This is a genomic window from Streptomyces sp. NBRC 110028 (genome assembly GCF_001417735.1).
In the GTDB taxonomy this organism is placed as follows: domain Bacteria; phylum Actinomycetota; class Actinomycetes; order Streptomycetales; family Streptomycetaceae; genus Streptomyces.
This window is the reverse complement of sequence record NZ_BBUZ01000023.1, coordinates 770,308-788,821: the sequence shown is the minus strand read 5'-3', so window position 1 is coordinate 788,821 and position 18,514 is coordinate 770,308. Positions and strand designations below refer to the sequence as shown.

Sequence of the window (18,514 nt, the reverse complement as noted above, 5' to 3'; positions counted from 1 at the left end):
GCCCGCACCTGTGAGCAGTGCCGACCACACCAACGCCGCCCTGCGCGCCGATATCCGCCGTCTGGGCGACCTCCTCGGCGAGACCCTGGTCCGGCAGGAGGGCCCCGACCTCCTCGATCTCGTCGAGCGCGTTCGCGCCCTCACCCGCAGTGACGGCGAGGCCGCCGCCGAGCTCCTCGGCGCCACCGACCTGCCCACCGCCGCCAAGCTGGTGCGCGCCTTCTCCACCTACTTCCACCTGGCCAACGTCACCGAGCAGGTCCACCGCAGCCGCGAGCTGAGCACCCGGCGCGCCGCGGAGGGCGGCATCCTCGCCCGCACCGTCGACCAGCTCAAGGACGCCGACCCCGGCCATCTGCGGCAGACCGTGGAGAACCTGGGCGTCCGCCCCGTCTTCACCGCCCACCCCACCGAGGCCGCCCGCCGCACGGTCCTCAACAAGCTGCGCCGCATCGCCGAGCTGCTGGACACCCTCGCCGCCGGCGGCGAGAGCCGCCGCGCCGACCTGCGGCTCGCCGAGAACATCGACCTGCTGTGGCAGACCGACGAGCTGCGGGTCGCCCGCCCCGAGCCCGCCGACGAGGCCCGCAACGCCATCTACTACCTCGACGAACTGCACGCCCACGCCGTCGGCGACGTCCTGGAGGACCTGACCGCCGAGCTGGAGCGCGTCGGCATCGAGCTGCCCGCCACCACCCGCCCCCTCACCTTCGGCACCTGGATCGGCGGCGACCGCGACGGCAACCCCAATGTCACCCCCCAGGTGACCTGGGAGGTGCTGATCCTCCAGCATGAGCACGGCATCACCGACGCCCTGGAGATCATCGACTACCTGCGGGCCGCCCTCTCCAGCTCCATCCGCAACTCCGACGCCTCCGAGGAACTGCTCACCTCCCTCCAGCGCGACCTGGAGCTGCTGCCCGAGATCAGCCCGCGCTACAAGCGGCTGAACGCCGAGGAGCCCTACCGGCTCAAGGCCACCTGCATGCGGCAGAAGCTCGTCAACACCCGCGAGCGGCTGGCCAAGGACGCCCCGCACACCCCCGGCCGCGACTACCTCGGCACCGCCGAGATGCTGGCCGACCTGAAGCTCATCCAGGACTCGCTGCGCGCCCACCGCGGCGCCCTGATCGCCGACGGCCGTCTTGAGCGCGCCATCCGCACCCTCGCCGCCTTCGGCCTCCAGCTCGCCACCATGGACGTACGCGAGCACGCCGACGCCCACCACCACGCCCTCGGCCAGCTCTTCGACCGCCTCGGCGAGGAATCCTGGCGGTACGCGGACATGCCGCGCGACTACCGGCGCAAGCTCCTCGCCAAGGAGCTGCGCTCCCGCCGCCCGCTCGCGCCCTCCCCGGCGCCGCTCGACGCCGCCGGGGCCAAGACCCTCGGCGTCTTCCAGACCATCCGCGAGTCCTTCGAGCGGTTCGGGCCCGAGATCGTCGAGTCCTACATCATCTCCATGTGCGCCGGCTCCGACGACGTCTTCGCCGCCGCCGTCCTCGCCCGCGAGGCCGGGCTCATCGACCTGCACGCCGGCTGGGCCAAGATCGGCATCGTGCCGCTGCTGGAGACCACCGACGAGCTGAAGATCGCCGACCAGCTCCTCGACGAGATGCTCTCCGACCCCTCCTACCGGCGCCTGGTCTCGCTGCGCGGTGACGTCCAGGAGGTCATGCTCGGCTACTCCGACTCCTCCAAGTTCGGCGGCATCACCACCTCCCAGTGGGAGATCCACCGCGCCCAGCGGCTGCTGCGCGACGTCGCCCACCGGCACGGCGTACGGCTGCGCCTCTTCCACGGCCGCGGCGGCACCGTCGGCCGCGGCGGCGGCCCCACCCACGACGCGATCCTCGCCCAGCCGTGGGGCACCCTCGAAGGCGAGATCAAGGTCACCGAGCAGGGCGAGGTCATCTCCGACAAGTACCTCGTCCCCTCGCTCGCCCGCGAGAACCTGGAGCTGACGGTGGCCGCCACCCTCCAGGCGTCGGCCCTGCACACCGCCCCGCGCCAGTCGGACGAAGCGCTCGCCCGCTGGGACGCGGCGATGGACACGGTCTCCGACGCCGCCCACGGCGCCTACCGCGCCCTGGTGGACGACCCCGACCTGCCCGCCTACTTCTTCGCCTCCACCCCCGTCGACCAGCTCGCCGAGCTCCACCTCGGCTCCCGCCCGTCCCGCCGCCCCGACTCCGGCGCGGGCCTCGACGGACTGCGCGCCATCCCGTGGGTCTTCGGCTGGACCCAGTCCCGGCAGATCGTCCCCGGCTGGTTCGGCGTCGGCTCCGGCCTCAAGGCCGCCCGCGAGGCCGGGCTCGACGGCGTGCTGGACGAGATGCACCAGCACTGGCACTTCTTCCGCAACTTCCTGTCCAACGTCGAGATGACCCTCGCCAAGACGGACCTGCGGATCGCCGGCCACTACGTCGACACCCTGGTCCCGGACGAGCTGAAGCACGTCTTCGACGTCATCCGGACCGAGCACGAGCTGACCGTGCGGGAGGTGCTGCGGATCACCGGCGAGACCGAACTGCTGGACCACAACCCCGTGCTGAAGCAGACCTTCCACGTCCGGGACGCCTACCTCGACCCGATCTCCTACCTCCAGGTGAGCCTGCTCCACCGGCAGCGCACCGCACGCGAGCGCGGCGAGGAGCCCGACCCGGTGCTGGCCCGGGCCCTGCTGCTCACCGTCAACGGCGTGGCGGCGGGCCTGCGCAACACCGGCTGACACGGCCCGGACCTACGACGGCGGCCCGCTCCCCCGGGGAACGGGCCGCCGTCGTACGTCTGTCTCGTCGAGCCCTAGAACGTCAGCGTGGCGAAGGACGCCCCCAGCAGCGCCACGCCCGCGAGCCCCAGGCCCCAGGCGGTACGGCGCATGCGGAGCCCGCCCGCCACGACCAGCGACGCCAGCAACAGCGAGCCGCCGAACGGCACCCAGGCGTGCAGGACGCCCGCCGCCCCCGTACGGACCACCTCGTCCTTGCCCGGCTTGACGGCCACCAGCAGCCGCTCGCCCCGGCCGTCCGTGACCGCCGCGTCGACCCGTACCTCGGGCCGCGCCTCACCGCCCCGGGAGCCGGGGGCGAAGCGGCCGGTGCACCAGTTGTCGTCGCAGCGGGACACCGTGAGGGTGCCGCGCTCCAGTCCCTTGGTGAGCATCGACGGCTTGGCGTCGCCCCAGGAGGACCACACGCCGGCCACCAGGATCAGCAGCGTGACAAGCGTCATCGCCACGTTCTTCGCGAGCAACAGCAGCCCGTACACGCTCTCGCCCGCCCGCCGCGTGCGGCTGCGCTTGGTGATGCCGGTGGATGCCATGGCGGTAGATCTTTGCCACCGGCGGGCCCGGGGTCAACCTCCGGCCGAACAACCGCGCGGATACCGTTCAGGAGTTGTAGGTGCCCTGCGCGCGCTCCAGACCGTCCACGACGAGCGTCTCCACCGCGTCCGCCGCACGGTCCACGAAGTAGTCCAACTCCCTGCGCTCAGCGGCGGAGAAGTCCTTCAGCACGAACGCCGCGACATCCATCCGGCCCGGCGGACGGCCGATGCCGAAACGGACCCGGAAGTAGTCCGGGCCGCCCGACTTGGTGATCGACTTCAGCCCGTTGTGGCCATTGTCACCGCCGCCGAGCTTCAGCCTCAGCGCACCGTAGTCGATGTCCAATTCGTCGTGAATGGCGATGACATGACCCACCGGAACCTTGTAGAAGTCGCGCAGCGCCGTCGTCGGTCCGCCCGACAGGTTCATGAACGACATCGGCTTCGCGACGATCACCCGGCGGCTGTTCGGGCCGGGCGGCCCGATCCGTCCCTCCACCACCTGCGCACGGGACTTGTGCGACTTGAAGCGCCCGCCCATCCGCTCGGCCAGCAGTTCGGCCACCATGAAGCCCACATTGTGGCGGTTCGCCGCGTACTCCGGGCCGGGGTTGCCCAGGCCCACCACGAGCCACGGGCTGCTCGCGTCTGCGTCGCTCATCGTCTCGTTCTCCCGAGTGACTGAGTGAGGGGATGTGCCGCACTCCAGGCGGCCTCAAGCTGGGCGGTGTCTCATGACGCGACCGCCGCCCCGCTGGCAGCAGCGGGGCGGCGGTCGCCAGGCGATGCGGGAACGAGGCGGATCAGGCCTCGGCGCCCTCACCCTCGCCCTCGGTCTCCTCGGACGGAGCCTCGGCCTGCGGGGAGACGACGTGCAGCACCGGCGCGTCGTCCTCGACGGCCAGGGTGGTGCCCTTCGGCAGCTCGATGTCCTTGGCGTAGATGGTGTCGCCCGCCTCCAGGCCCGCGATCGAGATGGTGACACCCTCGGGGATGTGGGTGGCCTCGGTCTCGACCGGCAGCGCGTTCAGCACGTGCTCGAGCAGGTTGGCGCCCGGGGCCAGGTCGCCCTCGGTGTTGATCGGCACCTCGACGGTGACCTTCTCGCCCTTGCTCACCAGGAGCAGGTCGACGTGCTCCAGGATGCCGATCTTGATCGGGTGGCGCTGCACGGCCTTGGGGATGACCAGCTCGCTCTTGCCGCCCTCGACCTCCAGGCGCAGCAGGACGTTCGGGGTCTTGAGGGCCATCAGCAGGTCGTACGCCGGAAGCGTCACGTGCAGCGGCTCGGCGCCGTGGCCGTAGACGACACCGGGAACGCGGTTGGCCAGACGGGCCCGGCGGGCCGCGCCCTTGCCGAACTCGGTACGGGGCTTGGCGGGAATCTTGACCTCGGCCATGGGGGCACTCCTCGTAGATCGTGTACAGATGGCCGTCACCCGGCCCACGACAGACCTGCTACGAAGAGCGCGTCGATAACGGACGAGCTGTGTGAACCACAGCCTCCCTCGCCGAGCAACCCCAGGAGTCTACCAATGGTCTCCCCAGCCTTGAGGCCACCCCGCCCGGGGTGGCCTCAAGAGGGGTCGGTCGCGGCGGTACCCGCGGTTAAACCCATCAGGCCTGCTCCTCGAACAGGCTGGTCACGGAGCCGTCCTCGAAGACCTCCTGCACGGCGCGGGCGATGGTCGGCGCCATCGACAGCACGGTGATCTTGTCCAGCTCGACCTCGCCCGGCGTCGGCAGCGTGTTGGTGAACACGAACTCGCTGACCTTGGAGTTCTTCAGCCGGTCCGCGGCCGGACCCGACAGGACGCCATGGGTGGCCGTCACGATCACGTCCTCCGCGCCGTTGGCGAACAGCGCGTCCGCCGCGGCGCAGATCGTGCCACCGGTGTCGATCATGTCGTCGACCAGGACACACACCCGGCCCCGGACGTCACCGACGACCTCGTGGACGGTGACCTGGTTCGCCACGTCCGGGTCGCGGCGCTTGTGCACGATCGCCAGCGGCGCGCCCAGCCGGTCGCACCAGCGGTCGGCCACCCGCACGCGGCCCGCGTCCGGCGACACGACCGTCAGCTTCGACCGGTCGACCTTGGCGCCCACGTAGTCCGCGAGGATCGGCAGCGCGAAGAGGTGGTCCACCGGGCCGTCGAAGAAGCCCTGGATCTGGTCGGTGTGCAGGTCGACCGTGAGGATGCGGTCGGCACCCGCGGTCTTGAGCATGTCGGCGATCAGCCGCGCCGAAATCGGCTCCCGGCCACGGTGCTTCTTGTCCTGACGGGCATAGCCGTAGAACGGCACGATCACCGTGATGGAGCGCGCGGAGGCCCGCTTCAGCGCATCGATCATGATGAGCTGTTCCATGATCCACTTGTTGATCGGAGCCGTGTGGCTCTGGATCAGGAAGCAGTCGGCGCCGCGCGCGGACTCCTGGAAGCGGACGTAGATCTCTCCGTTGGCGAAGTCGAAAGCCTTGGTCGGGACCAGGCTGACGCCCAGCTCGTGGGCGACCTCCTCGGCCAGCACGGGGTGGGCGCGGCCGGAGAAGAGCATCAACTTCTTCTCGCCGGTCGTCTTGATCCCGGTCACGTCACGTCTCCTTGGATGTCACTTTGGTGCGCGCTTTTACGGTACGCCCCCGCATGGGCGCACCGGTTCGCAGGTCACTGCCCGCCCTCGTCCTCCTGACGCGCGGCCGCTGCGGCTTCCGCCGCCTGCGCCGCCGCGCTTCCGGGACGCTTGCGGGCGACCCAGCCCTCGATGTTCCGCTGCTGTCCGCGTGCGACGGCGAGCGATCCCGGGGGCACATCCTTGGTGATGACCGAGCCGGCGGCGGTGTACGCCCCGTCTCCTACTGTGACGGGAGCCACAAACATGTTGTCCGAGCCGGTCTTGCAGTGGCTGCCGACGGTCGAACGGTGCTTCTTCTCACCGTCGTAGTTCACGAAGACGCTGGCGGCGCCGATGTTGGTGAAGTCGCCGATCGTGGCATCGCCCACGTAGGACAGATGCGGCACCTTGGTGCCCTCGCCGATCTCGGCGTTCTTCATCTCCACGTACGTGCCGGCCTTGGACTTGGGGCCCAGCCGGGTGCCGGGGCGCAGGTACGTGTACGGCCCGGCGGAGGCGCCCGCGCCGATCACCGTGTCGAACGCCACGGTGAAGCTCGCCACCGCGCCCTCGCCGACCGTGGTGTCGGTGAGCCGCGAGTTCGGGCCGACCTCGGCGCCGGTGGCCAGGTGCGTGGTGCCCAGCAGCTGGGTGCCGGGGTGGATCACGCTGTCCTGCTCGACGGTGACCGTCACATCGATCCAGGTGGTGGCGGGGTCGACCACCGTGACCCCGCTGAGCATCGCGCGCTCCAGCAGCCGGTCGTTGAGCAGCCGGCGGGCCTCGGACAGCTGCACCCGGTTGTTGATGCCGACGATCTCGCGGTGGTCGGCGGCGACGGACGCGCCGACCCGGTGCCCGGCCTCCCGCAGGATGCCGAGCACATCCGTGAGGTATTCCTCACCCTGGCTGTTGTCGGTCCGCACCTTGCCGAGCGCGTCGGTGAGCAGTTGGGCGTCGAAGGCGAAGACACCGGAGTTGATCTCGCGGATCGCGCGCTGGGCGGCGGTGGCGTCCTTGTGCTCCACGATGGCGGTGACGGCGCCGGACGCCTCGTCCCGCACGATGCGGCCGTAGCCGGTGGCGTCGGGCACCTCGGCGGTGAGAACGGTCACCGCGTTCCCGTCGGCGGCGTGCGCCCCGGCGAGCTGCTTGAGGGTCTCACCGGTCAGCAGCGGGGTGTCGCCACAGACGACGATCACGGTGCCGTCGAGGGCCACACCGCTGTCGGACAGCTCCTCCAGACCCATCCGGACCGCGTGCCCGGTCCCGTTCTGCTCGTGCTGGACGGCGGTACGGGCGCCGGCGTCGATCTCGGCCAGATGGGCGGAGACCTGCTCCCGGGCGTGGCCGACCACGACCACCAGGTGCTCGGGCGAGAGTTCGCGGGAGGCGGCGACGACATGCCCGACGAGGGACCGGCCGCAGATGGCGTGCAGAACCTTGGGGGTCGCCGACTTCATGCGGGTGCCCTCACCCGCTGCGAGGACGACGACGGCTGCCGGGCGGTTGGCGCTCACGGGTGTGCCCTTCGGCTTCGGGTCGGGGGTGGACACCCGCAGGATACCGAGAGGTTTCCCCCCAGAAACGACCGCGGGCCCCGACCGTAAAAGTCAGGGCCCCGGATGGGCTCCCCCGCCAGGACTCGAACCCGGAACAACCGGACCAAAACCGGTAGTGTTGCCTATTACACCACGGGGGATGGCAAAGCGGTCAAAGCGGACACTTGGTCAGTAGTCCGTTGACCTGGCCCCCACCACTATGCCGTACCACCAGCCTTCGATGCGACGGTATAGGTCAGCGCCGTCGAGTACGCGGATGGAGAGGCAGCCTCGATAACTTTCGCCGGTGTTCTTGCGCGTGGTCTTGGGATTGTGCTTCTTGAGCGTGGTCTTGCTGAACGCATTGGTGTCCGCGCCGACCAGGTCGGCCCAGTAGCGCTCCGCCTCCGCGGCGTCGGCCGACTCGTGGATCATCAGGTGGAAGCGCAGGCGTCTGGGTTCGATACCGAGAAGTCGTAGCCATGCGAGGTAGAGGGTGATCATGTCCGGATCGCTGTTGATGAAAACGGCGCGCTCCGCGAGGCGGTAGGGCTTGCTCTTGGCGCCCTCGGCCCAGTACAGCCCCACGCCCACCAGGAACAGCTCCCGGTCGGTCATCCGGCCGATCTCCCGGGCCGCCCGGAGCTTCGTCTGCTGCCGCTCGATCTCGCGCCGCCGCATCGTCGCCTCCCAGCCCCGCTTGGCGATCGCCGATGCCTCCTCCGGTGTGCGCGGTGGGCGCTCGGGCTTCGGGAGGTCCCGTACCCACAGGGAGATCGAGCTCTTCGAGCAGCCCAACTCCAGTTGGATCCGGTCGTACGTCATTCCCTGGATCCGCATCTCGCGGGCTCTCGATCGCAGGTCGTCCTTCGCGTTCGGCCGCTTCGTCCACTCGGGTGGCGCCTCGCCCTCCAGGAGGCGGTTCAGGAGATCGTTGTTGCCGACCTTCAGCCGGTCGCGGATCTGTCTGCGGCTCAGCCCTTCCCTCCGTAACGCGATCGCCCGCCCCCTCAGCTCCTCGAACGTGGCCGACCTGTCCCGCAGGCCGCCCAGTCCGTCGCCGTCGCGGCGTTGTGGTGTGGTCATGGCCACATGTTCGTTCGTCGGACGGGCGCGAAAGTCGAAAGCGTGGTCGATTCAACCGTTCGAGTTAAAGCCGTTGATATGCCGACCATTCGAGTGAGACATGTGCGGCCGTGTCCCCCGGAAAAGGGCCGGCCCGCGGCCGTAGTCTGGTCGCTATGAGTGCGACGGGGGCAACTGAGGACACGAGTGCGCGCGGCGCGCCCGCCGGACCTTTGTGGTGGTCGCGGCGGCGGAGCATGGTGCTGGACATCGTGCTCGGCGTCGCGTCGGCGGCCGAATGCGCCGCGGAGGGCGTCAGGTTCGCGCACGACGCCCGGATGCCGGTCGCTCTCGGGGTCGTGCTCGGGCTGATCACCGGGGCCACGCTGGTGCTGCGGCGGCGCTGGGCGATCGCCGTGGTGCTGATATCGATCGCCGTCACCCCCGCCGAGATGGGGCTGCTGCTCGGCGTCGTCGGCCTCTACACCCTCGCCGCGTCCGAGGTGCCGCGCCGGATCTCGGCGGTGCTGGCCGGGATGGCGGGGGCCGGGACCTTCCTCGTCACGATGATCCGCTTCCGGCAGGACAACCCGCGGGAGGCCTGGGGCGCGGCCGTCTGGGAGGTCCCCCTCTTCTCGTTGACGATCACCCTGGCGGTGACCGCGCCGCCCGTGCTGCTCGGGCTGTACGTCCGCGCCCGGCGGCGGCTGGTGGAGAGCCTGCGCGAGCGGGCTGACGGCCTGGAGCGCGAGTTGTCGCTGCTCGCCGAGCGGGCCGAGGAGCGGGCCGAGTGGGCGCGCAACGAGGAGCGCACCCGGATCGCGCGCGAGATGCACGACGTGGTGGCGCACCGGGTGAGCCTGATGGTGGTGCACGCGGCGGCGCTGCAGGCGGTGGCGCTCAAGGATCCGGAGAAGGCGTCGAAGAACGCGGCGCTGGTGGGCGACATGGGGCGGCAGGCGCTGACCGAACTGCGGCAGATGCTGGGCGTGTTGCGGTCGGACGTCCCCGCCGAGGAGAAGCCGGTGCCGCTGGCCTCGGTGGCGGTCGCCGCCTCGGCGGCCGCCGAGGCGGTGTCGGCCTCGGCCTCGGGCATCGAATCCGTCGAGGACGCGGCCGGGCCACGGCTGGTGGAGCTGGAGGCGCTGGTCGGGCAGTCGCGGGCGGCGGGGATGGCCGTGGAGCTGTCGGTGGAGGGGGAGGAGCGGCGGTACGCGGCGCGGGTGGAGCAGACCGCGTACCGGGTGGTGCAGGAGGCGCTGACGAACGTGCACAAGCACGCCCCGGGCGCCAGCACCCGGATCCGCCTGGCGCACCGGGGTGCCGAGATCGCGGTGCTGGTGGAGAACGGCCCCTCGGAGCGGGGCGCGGCGGACGCGGGGCTGCCGAGCGGGGGGAACGGGCTGGTGGGGATGAAGGAGCGGGTGTCGACGCTGGGCGGAGGCTTCGTCTCGGGCCCGACGGACGCCGGTGGCTTCCGCGTCTCGGCGGTCATCCCGGACCGCACCCGCACGCCCGACCGAGCCAGGACGGCGTAGGGCTCGCCCCGCGGGGGCGCGGGGAACCGCGCGACCGGCCACGACGCCGCCGCGGACGGCCGACGTCGCGAGGACCGACGGCGAGCCACCGTAGGGGCGCGCGCACCGCGCCGCCGGCGCAGCGCTCAGGCGCGGGACAGGCGCGGCGGAAGCGTGCCGGTGATCAGGGTGGCCAGCGCAGCGTCGAGCGTGGCGCCCAGATACCAGTCGCCGGTGTGGTCGAGGCTGTAGATCCGTCCCTCCGCGTCGATGGTCAGCAGCCCCTGCCCGTCGGCCTCCTCGCCCAGCGGGCAGACCTCCGTCTCCAGGGCGCGCCCCAAGTCGCCGAGCGTACGGGCCAGGTGCAGGCCGTGGAGGGGGTCGATACGGAAGGGGGTGGGCGCGATCTGGCGGCCGGCGCCGGGCGGCTGGACGTGCAGTCCGCCGAATTCGGCCCAGGCCTCGACGGCGGCCGGGAAGACGGTGTGCCGGTGCCCGGCGGGGGAGGTGTGCGCGGCCAGGGTGTCCGCCCAGTGTTCGGCGCGCTGCATGTCCCAGCGGCCCGGTTCCCAGCCCGCCGCGCGCAGCGCGGCGTCGACGGGGACGGGGAAGCGGGTGGTGTCGGTGTGGTCGAAGGGGCGGGTCACGCTTCCTCACCCACCACCCGTACGCCGAAATGGGCCAGCAGCGCCGTGCAGGAGAGGCAGGGCGGGGCGTAGGAGCCGTGCTGCGGGTCGCCCGCTTCGCGGATGCGGCGTGCGGTCAGCTTGGACTGTTTCAGGGAGCGGCGGGCCTCACCGTGGGTGAGGGGTTTGCGGGCGGCGCGTTTGGAGCGGCCCGCTTCGACGGCGGTCAGGTGGCGGGAGAGCAGGACGGCTTCGGGGCAGCGCCCGGTGAAGCGTTCGCGCTGCCCGCTGGTGAGGGCGTCGAGGAAGTCCTGGACGAGGGGGTGGAGGGTGGGCGCCTGGTCGGACTTGCCTCCGGTGCAGGTGAGGGTCTCGCCGCGGACGGAGAGGGCGGCCGCGACGGCGGGCAGGAGCGTGTCGCGGCGGTGGTGCAGCGGGGGCGGGCCGGCGTCGGGGTCGACGCTGCTCCATCTGAGCCGGGGGTCGCTGGCCGCGGGGGCGGCTCCGTCGCCGCCCCCGTTGCTCTGCGTGATGTGCATGTGGTGGGTCCCTCCCTGTGCAATCCACCGCAATCCCCCGGTTGCGAAAGATCAGCCTGCCAAACGCGACGGGAAATGCGGTAGTCCGGGTCCGTCGGCCCAGGTGGGCGGGCGGGGTGGTGGCCGACCGGTTCCGCTTGTGGCCCCACCGCATAGGCTGTGCCCCATACGCCAGCATCAGCAGGGGGCAACCGCCATGACGACAGGTCGGCTCGGGCAGCATGCCGCGCCACCGAACACGGCCTACGCCGGGCAGGTCGTGCACTTCCCGGATCCGGTTCGGGCCGCCCGCCACCCCATGGGCGTCCGGGTCGACGAAAACGGCTTTCCGGACTTCTCGCCGTACGCCCGCGTGGCCGCCGAAATCGCCGAGCCCCCGGAGGGTTTCGGGGTCGACGAGCTGCGGCTGACCGATTTCGTATCGGCGAACGCCGCGCTGCACGCCACCGGTCATGAGCTGTGGAACGACGTCTCCGCGGTGGCCACTCCGCACGGCTGGACGTGGCACCACGTGCCCGGGGGCCGCCGGATGGAGCTGATCCCGGTCGAGGTCAAGGCCCTGCTGCGGCATCACGGTGGGCTGGCGACGGCCCCGGTGGACCAGGACAAGCGGGGCACCCGCCCGTTGCAGGACACCCGGCCGATCCACTTCGGGCTGCCGGTGCGGGGGCTTTCGGTCACCGAGGAGCAGGTGCTGGGCGTGGAGGAGGACCTCGGTTACCGGCTGCCGGAGTCCTACCGCGCGTTCCTGAAGGCGGCGGGCGGGTGCGCGCCGGTGGGCGCGGCGCTCGATCCGGAGCTGGGGCTGCTGGTCGACCAGCCGTTCTTCACGGTGCGCGACGAGGCGGCGGTCAACGACCTCGTCTATGTCAACAAGTGTCTGCGCGACCACTTCACCAAGGACTACCTGGGCGTGGGCTTCGTCCAGGGCGGGGTGATCGCGGTGAAGGTGAAGGGTGACGCGATCGGCTCGGTGTGGTTCTGCGCGTACGACGACGCGCGGGACCGCGACGGCTGGACGGTCCAGGAGCGGGTGGAGCGGCTGATGCTGCCGTGCGGGGAGGACTTCGACGCCTTCCTGCTGCGGCTCGCGGGCAATCCGCCGGAGCTGGAGACCGTGGCGAACCTGATGGTGGACGGCGGATTCGCGTACGCCGTACCGGTGGAGGGGTGAGCGCGATGGTGACCTTCGCACAGGCGCAGGAGCGCGCCGAACTCTGGATCAACGGCGAGGTGCCCGCCTACCAGCAGCGCGAGGTGCGGGTGCGGGAGTTCGACCTGGGCTTCGTGGCCTGGGCCGAGGACCGCCCGGACGGAGCGGTCTCGGGCGCACCGGTGGACGGCGCGCGGCTGGTGATCGCGCGGGACAGCGGGGAGACGACGCTGTGGCCCGGGCTGCCGGTGGGTGAGGTGATCCGCCGGTACGAGGAGGAGTACGGGGCGAACGACGAGCGTGCCCAGGAGACCTCCGGGCGGCAGCAGCGCATCGACCTGAACGTGACGTCCTTCCTGCTGACTCCGCCGGAGTGGCTGCAGGAGGCGGCGGACGCGAGGAGCGGCGGCGGTGGCGCGGACGCGCCGGACGTCCCCGCGCAGCGGTCCGCTGCGGAAGGCGCCCCCGCAACGGCGGAGGGCGCCCCCGCAACGGATGAGGTGGCGGACGAGGCGGTGGACGACTGGCCGTCGGGCGGTGGCCCGGGGCCGCGGAGCGATGCCGGGTCCGTGCCCGCGTCCGGTCCGGCCGGTGGCGGTGAGCCGCGGGATGCCGTGCCCGCGCCGGAGCCGGTGGACGACTGGCCCTCGGAGGGTGTGCCGTCGTCGCGGAGCGAGACGCCCGCGTCCGGTTCGGCTTCCGCACCCGCGTCCGGTTCGGCTTCCGGTTCCGTCGCCGACGAGGGCCGGCGTAACGGTCCGCCTCCGCCGCCGGCCGGTGGCGGTGAGCCGCGGGATGCCGTGCCCGCACCCGCGCCGGTGGACGACTGGCCGGCCGATGGCGTGGCGTCGCCGCGGCGGAACAGCGACGTGGACGACTGGCCCGCCGACGGGGTGGCACGGCCGCGCACCGACGCGCTCGCACCGCTGCCCCCGCCCGCCCCGGCGCCCGGGGGCAGCGGCCCGTGGGCCTCGCCCCCGCCCGCCCCGGTGCCCGCCTCCGGCGAGACGCCGAAGGGCCCGGCCACGCCCGGCGGCGGTACGCCGTGGGCCGACACCAACTCCGCGACTGACGACGGCGATCGCTCGGTCGCCCCGCCCGCCACGGTGTTCGCCCCGCCGCTCGCGGGCTCGGACGACGAGGACACCCCGCCCCCGGGGGTGCGGCCGGACGCCAAGACCGAGCTGATGTCGGCGGGCAGCGCGCTGCCGCCCACCTCCGTCGCCCCGCCCTTCGACTTTCCGGGGGCGGCGGGCGGTTCCGGTGCGTCCTCCGGCGCGGGCGACATCGCGGGCGCCGCCACCCACAAGGCGGGCCCGCCGAGCGGTCCGGCGACCCCGCCGCCGCCCGGCGCGCCGGGTACGCCCGGCGCCCGGCCGGGTGCGGGCGCGCACACGCCTCCGCCGCCGAGCCCGTCCGGCCCCGGCGCTCCGGGCGCTCCGGCCGGTGGGTACGTACCGACGCAATTGGTCTCGCAGCTCGACGCCGACAGCATGGGTGGCGGCATCCCGGGCGCCCCGGGGGCTCCCGGCGCCCCTGGCGCTCCCGGCGTGCAGAGCGGTCCGCCGATCCCGCCTCCGCCTCCGGCCCCCGGTGCTCCCGGCGGTGGGGCGCACGCGGCGGCGACGATGCTGTCCGGCCCGGGCGGCCCCGGCGCACCCGGCCAGACGCCGCCCGGCGGTCAGACGCCGCCGCCTCCGTCCGCCCCGGGCGCGCCCAGTGCCCCGGGCGCTCCCGGTGCTCCCGGCGGCGGTATGCACGCGGCCGCGACGATGCTGGCGGGTGGTGGTCAGACGCCACCACCCGGCCCCGGCGCTTCCGGCTTTCCGCCGCCGCCCGGCCCGCCCGGTGTTCCGGGGCAGGCTGGGCCATCCGGCCCGCACCCGCCCGGCCCTCCCGGTGTCCCCGGTGCGGGTGGTCCGCACACCCCGCCGCCCCCGCCGGGCCCCTTCCCCGGTGCGCCCGGCGCCCCGGGCGCTCCCGGTGGCGGCGTGCACGCGGCGGCGACGATGCTGGCGGGCGGTCAGACCCCGCCGCCGCCCGGCGCTCCCGGCGCCCCCCACATGCCGCCGCCCTCCGGCCCGCCCGTGCCCGGGATGGCTCCGCCGCCCGGCGCTCCGCAGCCGGGTATGGCGCCGCCGGCGCCCGGTGGCGGGTACGCGTACCCGCCGCCGCCCGCCGGGCTGCCGACGGTCGGCCCCGGCTATATGGCGGTCCTCCGCTACCGCGCGCAGGACGGCTCCGAGCAGCAGCTGATCCGCCGTTCCGCGCCCGGCACCCCGCATCCGGAGTGGCAGATCCTGCACGAGCTGCGGGCGATGAACGTGCCGCCGCAGCAGGTGCTGGAGCTGCACACCGAGCTGGAGTCGTGTGATCTGCCGGGTGGTTACTGCGCGCGGATGATCCGCGAGTCGTGGCCGCAGGTGCGGATCAGCCACACGGCGCCGTACGGGCGGGACCACGCGACCCGGCAGCAGGGTGTGCGCCACCTCATCGAGCACCAGGGCGAGCTGCACCAGGTGGCGGACGGCCCGGCCCGCCCGGCGCCCAACCGGGTGCCGCTGCCGCACCCCAGCCAGGTGCAGCCGATTCCGCCGGTGCCGCCGGAGGGGCTGGCGCACGAGCTGGGCCAGGCGTTCGGGCCGCAGGGCCTCGTACGGTTCGACCAGCGCGCGGTGTCGCGGCAGGGCGTACCGGACGTGGTGGCGCAGACGCTGGTGTGGGCGGGGCTGCCCGCGGACTTCGGCCCGTTCTTCTGGGCTCAGGCGCAAGCGGGCCGTCCGGTGCCGACGCTTGCCGAGCTGGCGGCGGAGCGGGGCGTGCAGCCCGCGGCCGACGCGGGGTCGTACCTGGTGATGGGCAACGACTTCGGCCGTCAGCTGTGTGTGCAGTACGGCACGGCGCACATCGTGGCCGTGCCGCTGGAGGCCGCGCCGCAGCCGGTCCCGGCGCAGTTCGTCAACACCGGTCTGCCGGAGTTCGTGCGCTGCATGGGGCTGCTGGGCCGTATGTGGCGGCTGCGGTACGGGCTGACGCCGGAGCAGGCGGGCCGTTGGACCGTCGACTTCCAGGCGCAGCTCGCGGCGCTGGACCCGGCCGCGCTGTCCGCGCCGGACAACTGGTGGGCGGTGCTGCTGGAGCAGATGTGGGACGGTCTGCTCTGACGCCCATCTGCTAGGACACATTCGAGGCGCCCGACCCCCGTGACGGGGGCGGGCGCCTCGTCGTTGTGGTACCCGGGCGGGCCCCGGCCGGGGAGATGGGCGGAGTGTCGCGTTATGGGCGATAAGACACTATCCATCAAGATGTGCGCCGGAGCGCGTTGCCTACCGGACAAAGGGGTTCCAAGGATGGGCGCATCGGTGTCACGTCATGGCTTCACCATCGGCGGACGGGGCCGTGGTTACCGTCCCGCGCAGGTCGACCGCTATGTGGCGGAGCTGTCCGAGGCGCGTGACGCGGCGTGGGAACGCGCCGCGCGTCTCACCGTTCTCGCCAACGAGCTGGCCGCCGACGCCGAACGGCTGCGTGAGGTGATCGCCCAGCTGGCCCCCCAGACGTACGAATCCCTGGGCGATCGCGCGCAGCTGATCCTGATGGCGGCCGAGGAGGAGGTGGGATGCCTGCGGGCCGCGGCCGAGGCGTCGGCGCAGGAGGAGTGGGAGGCCGCGCAGGCCGCCGCCCGGGCCGTCCGGGATGCCGCCCGGGACGAGGCGGAGCGGGTGCGGGAGGCCGCCGAGGCGTCGGCGCGCAGCACCGTGGAGGAGGCTCAGGCGCAGGTCGAGGAGGTGCGCGCGGCCGCGCGCCGGGACGTCAAGGAGTGGCGCGGCGAGGCGCTGGCGGCGTTGAAGGAGATGCGCGGGCGTACCGCGGCGCTCATCGCCGAGCAGGAGCGGGAGCACGCGGAACGGTGGGAGGCGGCCGGCCATGAGCTGGTGGAGCGCGACGCGGCGATGACCGCGCGGCTGATCCAGATGGAGGAGCACGCCCAGGCCAGGCTGGCGGACGCCAAGCGGGAGTACGCGATGGCGGACCAGGCGGCGCGGCTGCGGCAGGAGGACGCGCAGGCGCAGGCGGCGGAGATCGTCGCGCAGGCCCGGGCCCGGGAGGAGCGGCTGGCCCGGGAGACGGAGCGGACGCTGCGCGAGCACGTGGAGCGGCGCGAGGAGCTGAAGGCGCATCTGGAGCATGTGCGCGGCAGCCTGGCGGCCCTGACGGGCAAGCCGGTCGCGGAGGACACCGCGTCGGCCCCGCATCCGCGTCCGCACCCCGAGACCTGACGGCCCGCCCGGCCCCGGCGGGGTCAGGTCTCCCGGGCGGGGTTCGCCGTCAGCGGGCCGACGGCGGATTCCGTTTCCGTTCTGCTTCCCGTTTCGGTACGGACCGGGAAGCGGCGCGGGGCGAGGAACAGCAGGGCCAGCAGGGCGAGGACGGCCGCGGCCGCGGCGCCCAGGTAGACGCGGTCGACGGCGGTGTCCACGGCGCGCCGCAGATAGTCGGCGGCCTGGGCGCTGAGGGCGCCGGGGCGGTCGAGGGCGTGGGAGATCGAGTCGAGGTCGCCGGGGAGGCCGTCGCGGATGCCGGGCGGGGCGGCGGCGAGCCGGGCGGCGAGGGTCGCGTTGGCGACGGCCCCGAACAGGGCCGCGCCGATGGACTGGCCGACCTGGCGGCAGAACAGGATCGAGGCGGTGGCGGTGCCGCGCTCGTCCCAGTCGACGGACGACTGCACGCCGATGATCAGCGGGAGCTGGAAGAGCCCGAGGGCGGCGCCGAGCAACAGCATGATCAGCGCGGGCTGCCAGGCGGCGCCGGGGTAGGGGAGCAGGGGGAAGGCGGCCAGGATGAGCCCGGCGGCGCCTATGCCGATCATGGAGCAGTTCCGGAAGCCGACACGGTTGTAGACGCGGTTGCTGAGGGCGGCCGATATGGGCCAGCTCAGCGTCATCACGGACAGCACGAACCCGGCGGGGATCGGCCCGAGGCCCAGCACCGACTGGGCGTAGGTCGGCAGGAAGACGGTCGGGGCGATCATCAGGAGGCCGAGCGCGCCGAGCGCGAGGTTGACCGCCGAGATGGTGCGCCGCCGCCACACCCACCCGGGGATGATGGGTTCGGGGGCGCGCCGCTCGATCCACACGGTCAGGGCCGCGCACCCGGCGCTGGCCGCGAGCAGCGCGAGGGAGGGCGCGGAGAGCCAGCCCCAGGCCACTCCGCCCTGGACGAGCGCGGTCAGCAGCAGCCCGCCGCAGGCGAAGATGGTGAGGGCGCCCGCCCAGTCGATGCGGGGCCGGGCCGCCCGCTGCCGTGCCGGTTCGTGCAGATGGCGGACGACGAGGGTGAGGGCGAGCGCCCCGATCGGCAGGTTGATGAGGAAGATCCAGCGCCAGTCGGCGTAGCCGGCGAGCACACCGCCGAGCGCGGGGCCCGTCACCGCGGACAGGGCCCATACGGAGGAGAGCCGGGCCTGGATCTTGGGGCGTTCCTTGAGCGGGTAGAGGTCGGCGGCCACCACCTGGATGGTCCCCTGGAGCGCCCCGCCGCCCAGCCCCTGGACGACGCGGAAGGCGATGAGGGTGGCCATGTTCCAGGCTCCGGCGCACAGCAGCGAGCCGACGAGGAAGAGGATGACGCCCGCCACCAGGATGGGCTTGCGGCCGAAGGTGTCGGAGAGCTTCCCGTAGACCGGCAGGGTGACGGTCACGGCGAGCAGATAGCCGGAGAACAGCCAGGAGAAGACGGAGAAGCCGCCGAGGTCGCCGACGATCTGCGGGACGGCGGTCGAGATGATGGTGGAGTCGAGCGCCGTCAGCGCCATCGCGAGCATCAGCGCGGCGACGACGGGGCGGCGGCCGCGGGGCGTGGCGGTGGCTGGGGAGGCCGCCTCGGAGGGAGGGGGATTCTCGCGCGGAGGGGGATTCTCGGGGTGGGGGAATGCCGAGTCCGCGTCAGCCCCTTCTGCGGTGCCGCCCACCGTGGCGCACTCCCTCCGCCGGTCCGCGCCGGCTGATGTCTCCAGTTCTTGTACGACCCACCATTCCATGCCGCCTCGGGGTGGGGGAAGAACGCATCAGGGCTGCTGAGGCGCCGGACTTGCACCTTCCGTTACGTAGGGGTGCAGGGTCGACCCCGA

Annotated in this window: 14 protein-coding genes and 1 tRNA gene; 5 read left to right on the top strand and 10 right to left on the bottom strand. The window is 72.9% G+C overall.

The features are described from left to right. The first annotated feature begins 10 nt into the window (after window positions 1–10). Window positions 11–2,731, top strand: coding sequence for a phosphoenolpyruvate carboxylase (gene ppc, locus ASC60_RS08650; protein ID WP_055548463.1), 2,721 nt, complete (start codon window positions 11–13; stop codon window positions 2,729–2,731). Between the two features lie 74 nt (window positions 2,732–2,805). On the opposite strand, the gene ASC60_RS08645 is transcribed toward ppc, so the two are convergent. From ASC60_RS08645 to ASC60_RS08615, 7 genes are all read right to left on the bottom strand, one after another. Further along, window positions 2,806–3,324, bottom strand: a complete 519-nt coding sequence (locus ASC60_RS08645) for a hypothetical protein (protein ID WP_055548461.1) — start codon at window positions 3,322–3,324, stop codon at window positions 2,806–2,808. Between the two features lie 67 nt (window positions 3,325–3,391). Next, window positions 3,392–3,988, bottom strand: a complete 597-nt coding sequence (gene pth / locus ASC60_RS08640; protein WP_055548459.1) for an aminoacyl-tRNA hydrolase — start codon at window positions 3,986–3,988, stop codon at window positions 3,392–3,394. A gap of 142 nt (window positions 3,989–4,130) precedes the next feature. Next, window positions 4,131–4,727 carry a 50S ribosomal protein L25/general stress protein Ctc gene (locus ASC60_RS08635; protein WP_055548457.1) on the bottom strand — a complete coding sequence of 199 codons (597 nt, stop codon included), beginning with the start codon at window positions 4,725–4,727 and terminating at the stop codon, window positions 4,131–4,133. A 217-nt stretch (window positions 4,728–4,944) separates the two neighbouring features. Beyond that, window positions 4,945–5,922 (bottom strand): ribose-phosphate diphosphokinase, encoded by a 978-nt coding sequence (locus ASC60_RS08630; protein WP_055548455.1) that lies wholly within the window; start codon window positions 5,920–5,922, stop codon window positions 4,945–4,947. A gap of 74 nt (window positions 5,923–5,996) precedes the next feature. After that, a complete protein-coding gene (gene glmU, locus ASC60_RS08625; RefSeq protein WP_055548799.1) occupies window positions 5,997–7,463 on the bottom strand; it encodes a bifunctional UDP-N-acetylglucosamine diphosphorylase/glucosamine-1-phosphate N-acetyltransferase GlmU in 1,467 nt (488 codons plus the stop codon). A gap of 110 nt (window positions 7,464–7,573) precedes the next feature. Continuing rightward, a tRNA-Gln gene (locus ASC60_RS08620) sits at window positions 7,574–7,645 on the bottom strand. A 28-nt stretch (window positions 7,646–7,673) separates the two neighbouring features. Next, the gene (locus ASC60_RS08615) at window positions 7,674–8,570 is read right to left on the bottom strand and encodes a hypothetical protein (protein ID WP_055548453.1); all 897 of its coding nucleotides are present in this window, start codon (window positions 8,568–8,570) and stop codon (window positions 7,674–7,676) included. Between the two features lie 155 nt (window positions 8,571–8,725). Here ASC60_RS08615 and ASC60_RS08610 point away from each other — a divergent pair, with 155 nt between their 5' ends. Then, window positions 8,726–10,087, top strand: coding sequence for a histidine kinase (locus ASC60_RS08610; RefSeq protein ID WP_055548451.1), 1,362 nt, complete (start codon window positions 8,726–8,728; stop codon window positions 10,085–10,087). A 125-nt stretch (window positions 10,088–10,212) separates the two neighbouring features. On the opposite strand, the gene ASC60_RS08605 is transcribed toward ASC60_RS08610, so the two are convergent. Both ASC60_RS08605 and ASC60_RS08600 read right to left on the bottom strand, forming a co-directional pair. Further along, window positions 10,213–10,713, bottom strand: coding sequence for an SUKH-3 domain-containing protein (locus ASC60_RS08605; protein ID WP_055548449.1), 501 nt, complete (start codon window positions 10,711–10,713; stop codon window positions 10,213–10,215). Continuing rightward, the gene (locus tag ASC60_RS08600) at window positions 10,710–11,231 is read right to left on the bottom strand and encodes a YwqJ-related putative deaminase (protein WP_055548447.1); all 522 of its coding nucleotides are present in this window, start codon (window positions 11,229–11,231) and stop codon (window positions 10,710–10,712) included. The genes ASC60_RS08605 and ASC60_RS08600 overlap by 4 nt, the downstream gene beginning before the upstream one ends. Window positions 11,232–11,427: 196 nt before the next feature. On the opposite strand from ASC60_RS08600, the gene ASC60_RS08595 reads away from it, so the two are divergent. The 3 genes from ASC60_RS08595 to ASC60_RS08585 all read left to right on the top strand — a co-directional run bounded on the left by ASC60_RS08595 (window position 11,428) and on the right by ASC60_RS08585 (window position 16,664). Continuing rightward, window positions 11,428–12,405, top strand: a complete 978-nt coding sequence (locus ASC60_RS08595) for an SMI1/KNR4 family protein (protein WP_055548444.1) — start codon at window positions 11,428–11,430, stop codon at window positions 12,403–12,405. A gap of 5 nt (window positions 12,406–12,410) precedes the next feature. After that, the gene (locus ASC60_RS08590) at window positions 12,411–15,548 is read left to right on the top strand and encodes an SUKH-4 family immunity protein (protein WP_055548443.1); all 3,138 of its coding nucleotides are present in this window, start codon (window positions 12,411–12,413) and stop codon (window positions 15,546–15,548) included. Window positions 15,549–15,734: 186 nt separating this feature from the next. Beyond that, on the top strand, window positions 15,735–16,664 hold the full coding sequence (locus tag ASC60_RS08585; RefSeq protein ID WP_055548441.1) for a hypothetical protein: 930 nt from the start codon (window positions 15,735–15,737) through the stop codon (window positions 16,662–16,664). Between the two features lie 23 nt (window positions 16,665–16,687). Here ASC60_RS08585 and ASC60_RS08580 read toward each other — a convergent pair whose 3' ends face one another. Beyond that, a complete protein-coding gene (locus ASC60_RS08580; protein WP_055548797.1) occupies window positions 16,688–18,208 on the bottom strand; it encodes an MFS transporter in 1,521 nt (506 codons plus the stop codon). Between the last annotated feature and the right edge of the window lie 306 nt (window positions 18,209–18,514).

Coding starts and splice junctions, on each gene's coding strand:
- ASC60_RS08635 (WP_055548457.1), bottom strand. CDS start 4,727: ATGGCCGAGGTCAAGATTCCCGCCAAGCCCCGTACCGAGTTCGGCAAG.
- ASC60_RS08615 (WP_055548453.1), bottom strand. CDS start 8,570: ATGACCACACCACAACGCCGCGACGGCGACGGACTGGGCGGCCTGCGG.
- pth (WP_055548459.1), bottom strand. CDS start 3,988: ATGAGCGACGCAGACGCGAGCAGCCCGTGGCTCGTGGTGGGCCTGGGC.
- ASC60_RS08585 (WP_055548441.1), top strand. CDS start 15,735: ATGGGCGCATCGGTGTCACGTCATGGCTTCACCATCGGCGGACGGGGC.
- ASC60_RS08610 (WP_055548451.1), top strand. CDS start 8,726: ATGAGTGCGACGGGGGCAACTGAGGACACGAGTGCGCGCGGCGCGCCC.
- ASC60_RS08595 (WP_055548444.1), top strand. CDS start 11,428: ATGACGACAGGTCGGCTCGGGCAGCATGCCGCGCCACCGAACACGGCC.
- ASC60_RS08645 (WP_055548461.1), bottom strand. CDS start 3,324: ATGGCATCCACCGGCATCACCAAGCGCAGCCGCACGCGGCGGGCGGGC.
- ASC60_RS08590 (WP_055548443.1), top strand. CDS start 12,411: ATGGTGACCTTCGCACAGGCGCAGGAGCGCGCCGAACTCTGGATCAAC.
- ASC60_RS08600 (WP_055548447.1), bottom strand. CDS start 11,231: ATGCACATCACGCAGAGCAACGGGGGCGGCGACGGAGCCGCCCCCGCG.
- ASC60_RS08580 (WP_055548797.1), bottom strand. CDS start 18,208: ATGCTCGCGATGGCGCTGACGGCGCTCGACTCCACCATCATCTCGACC.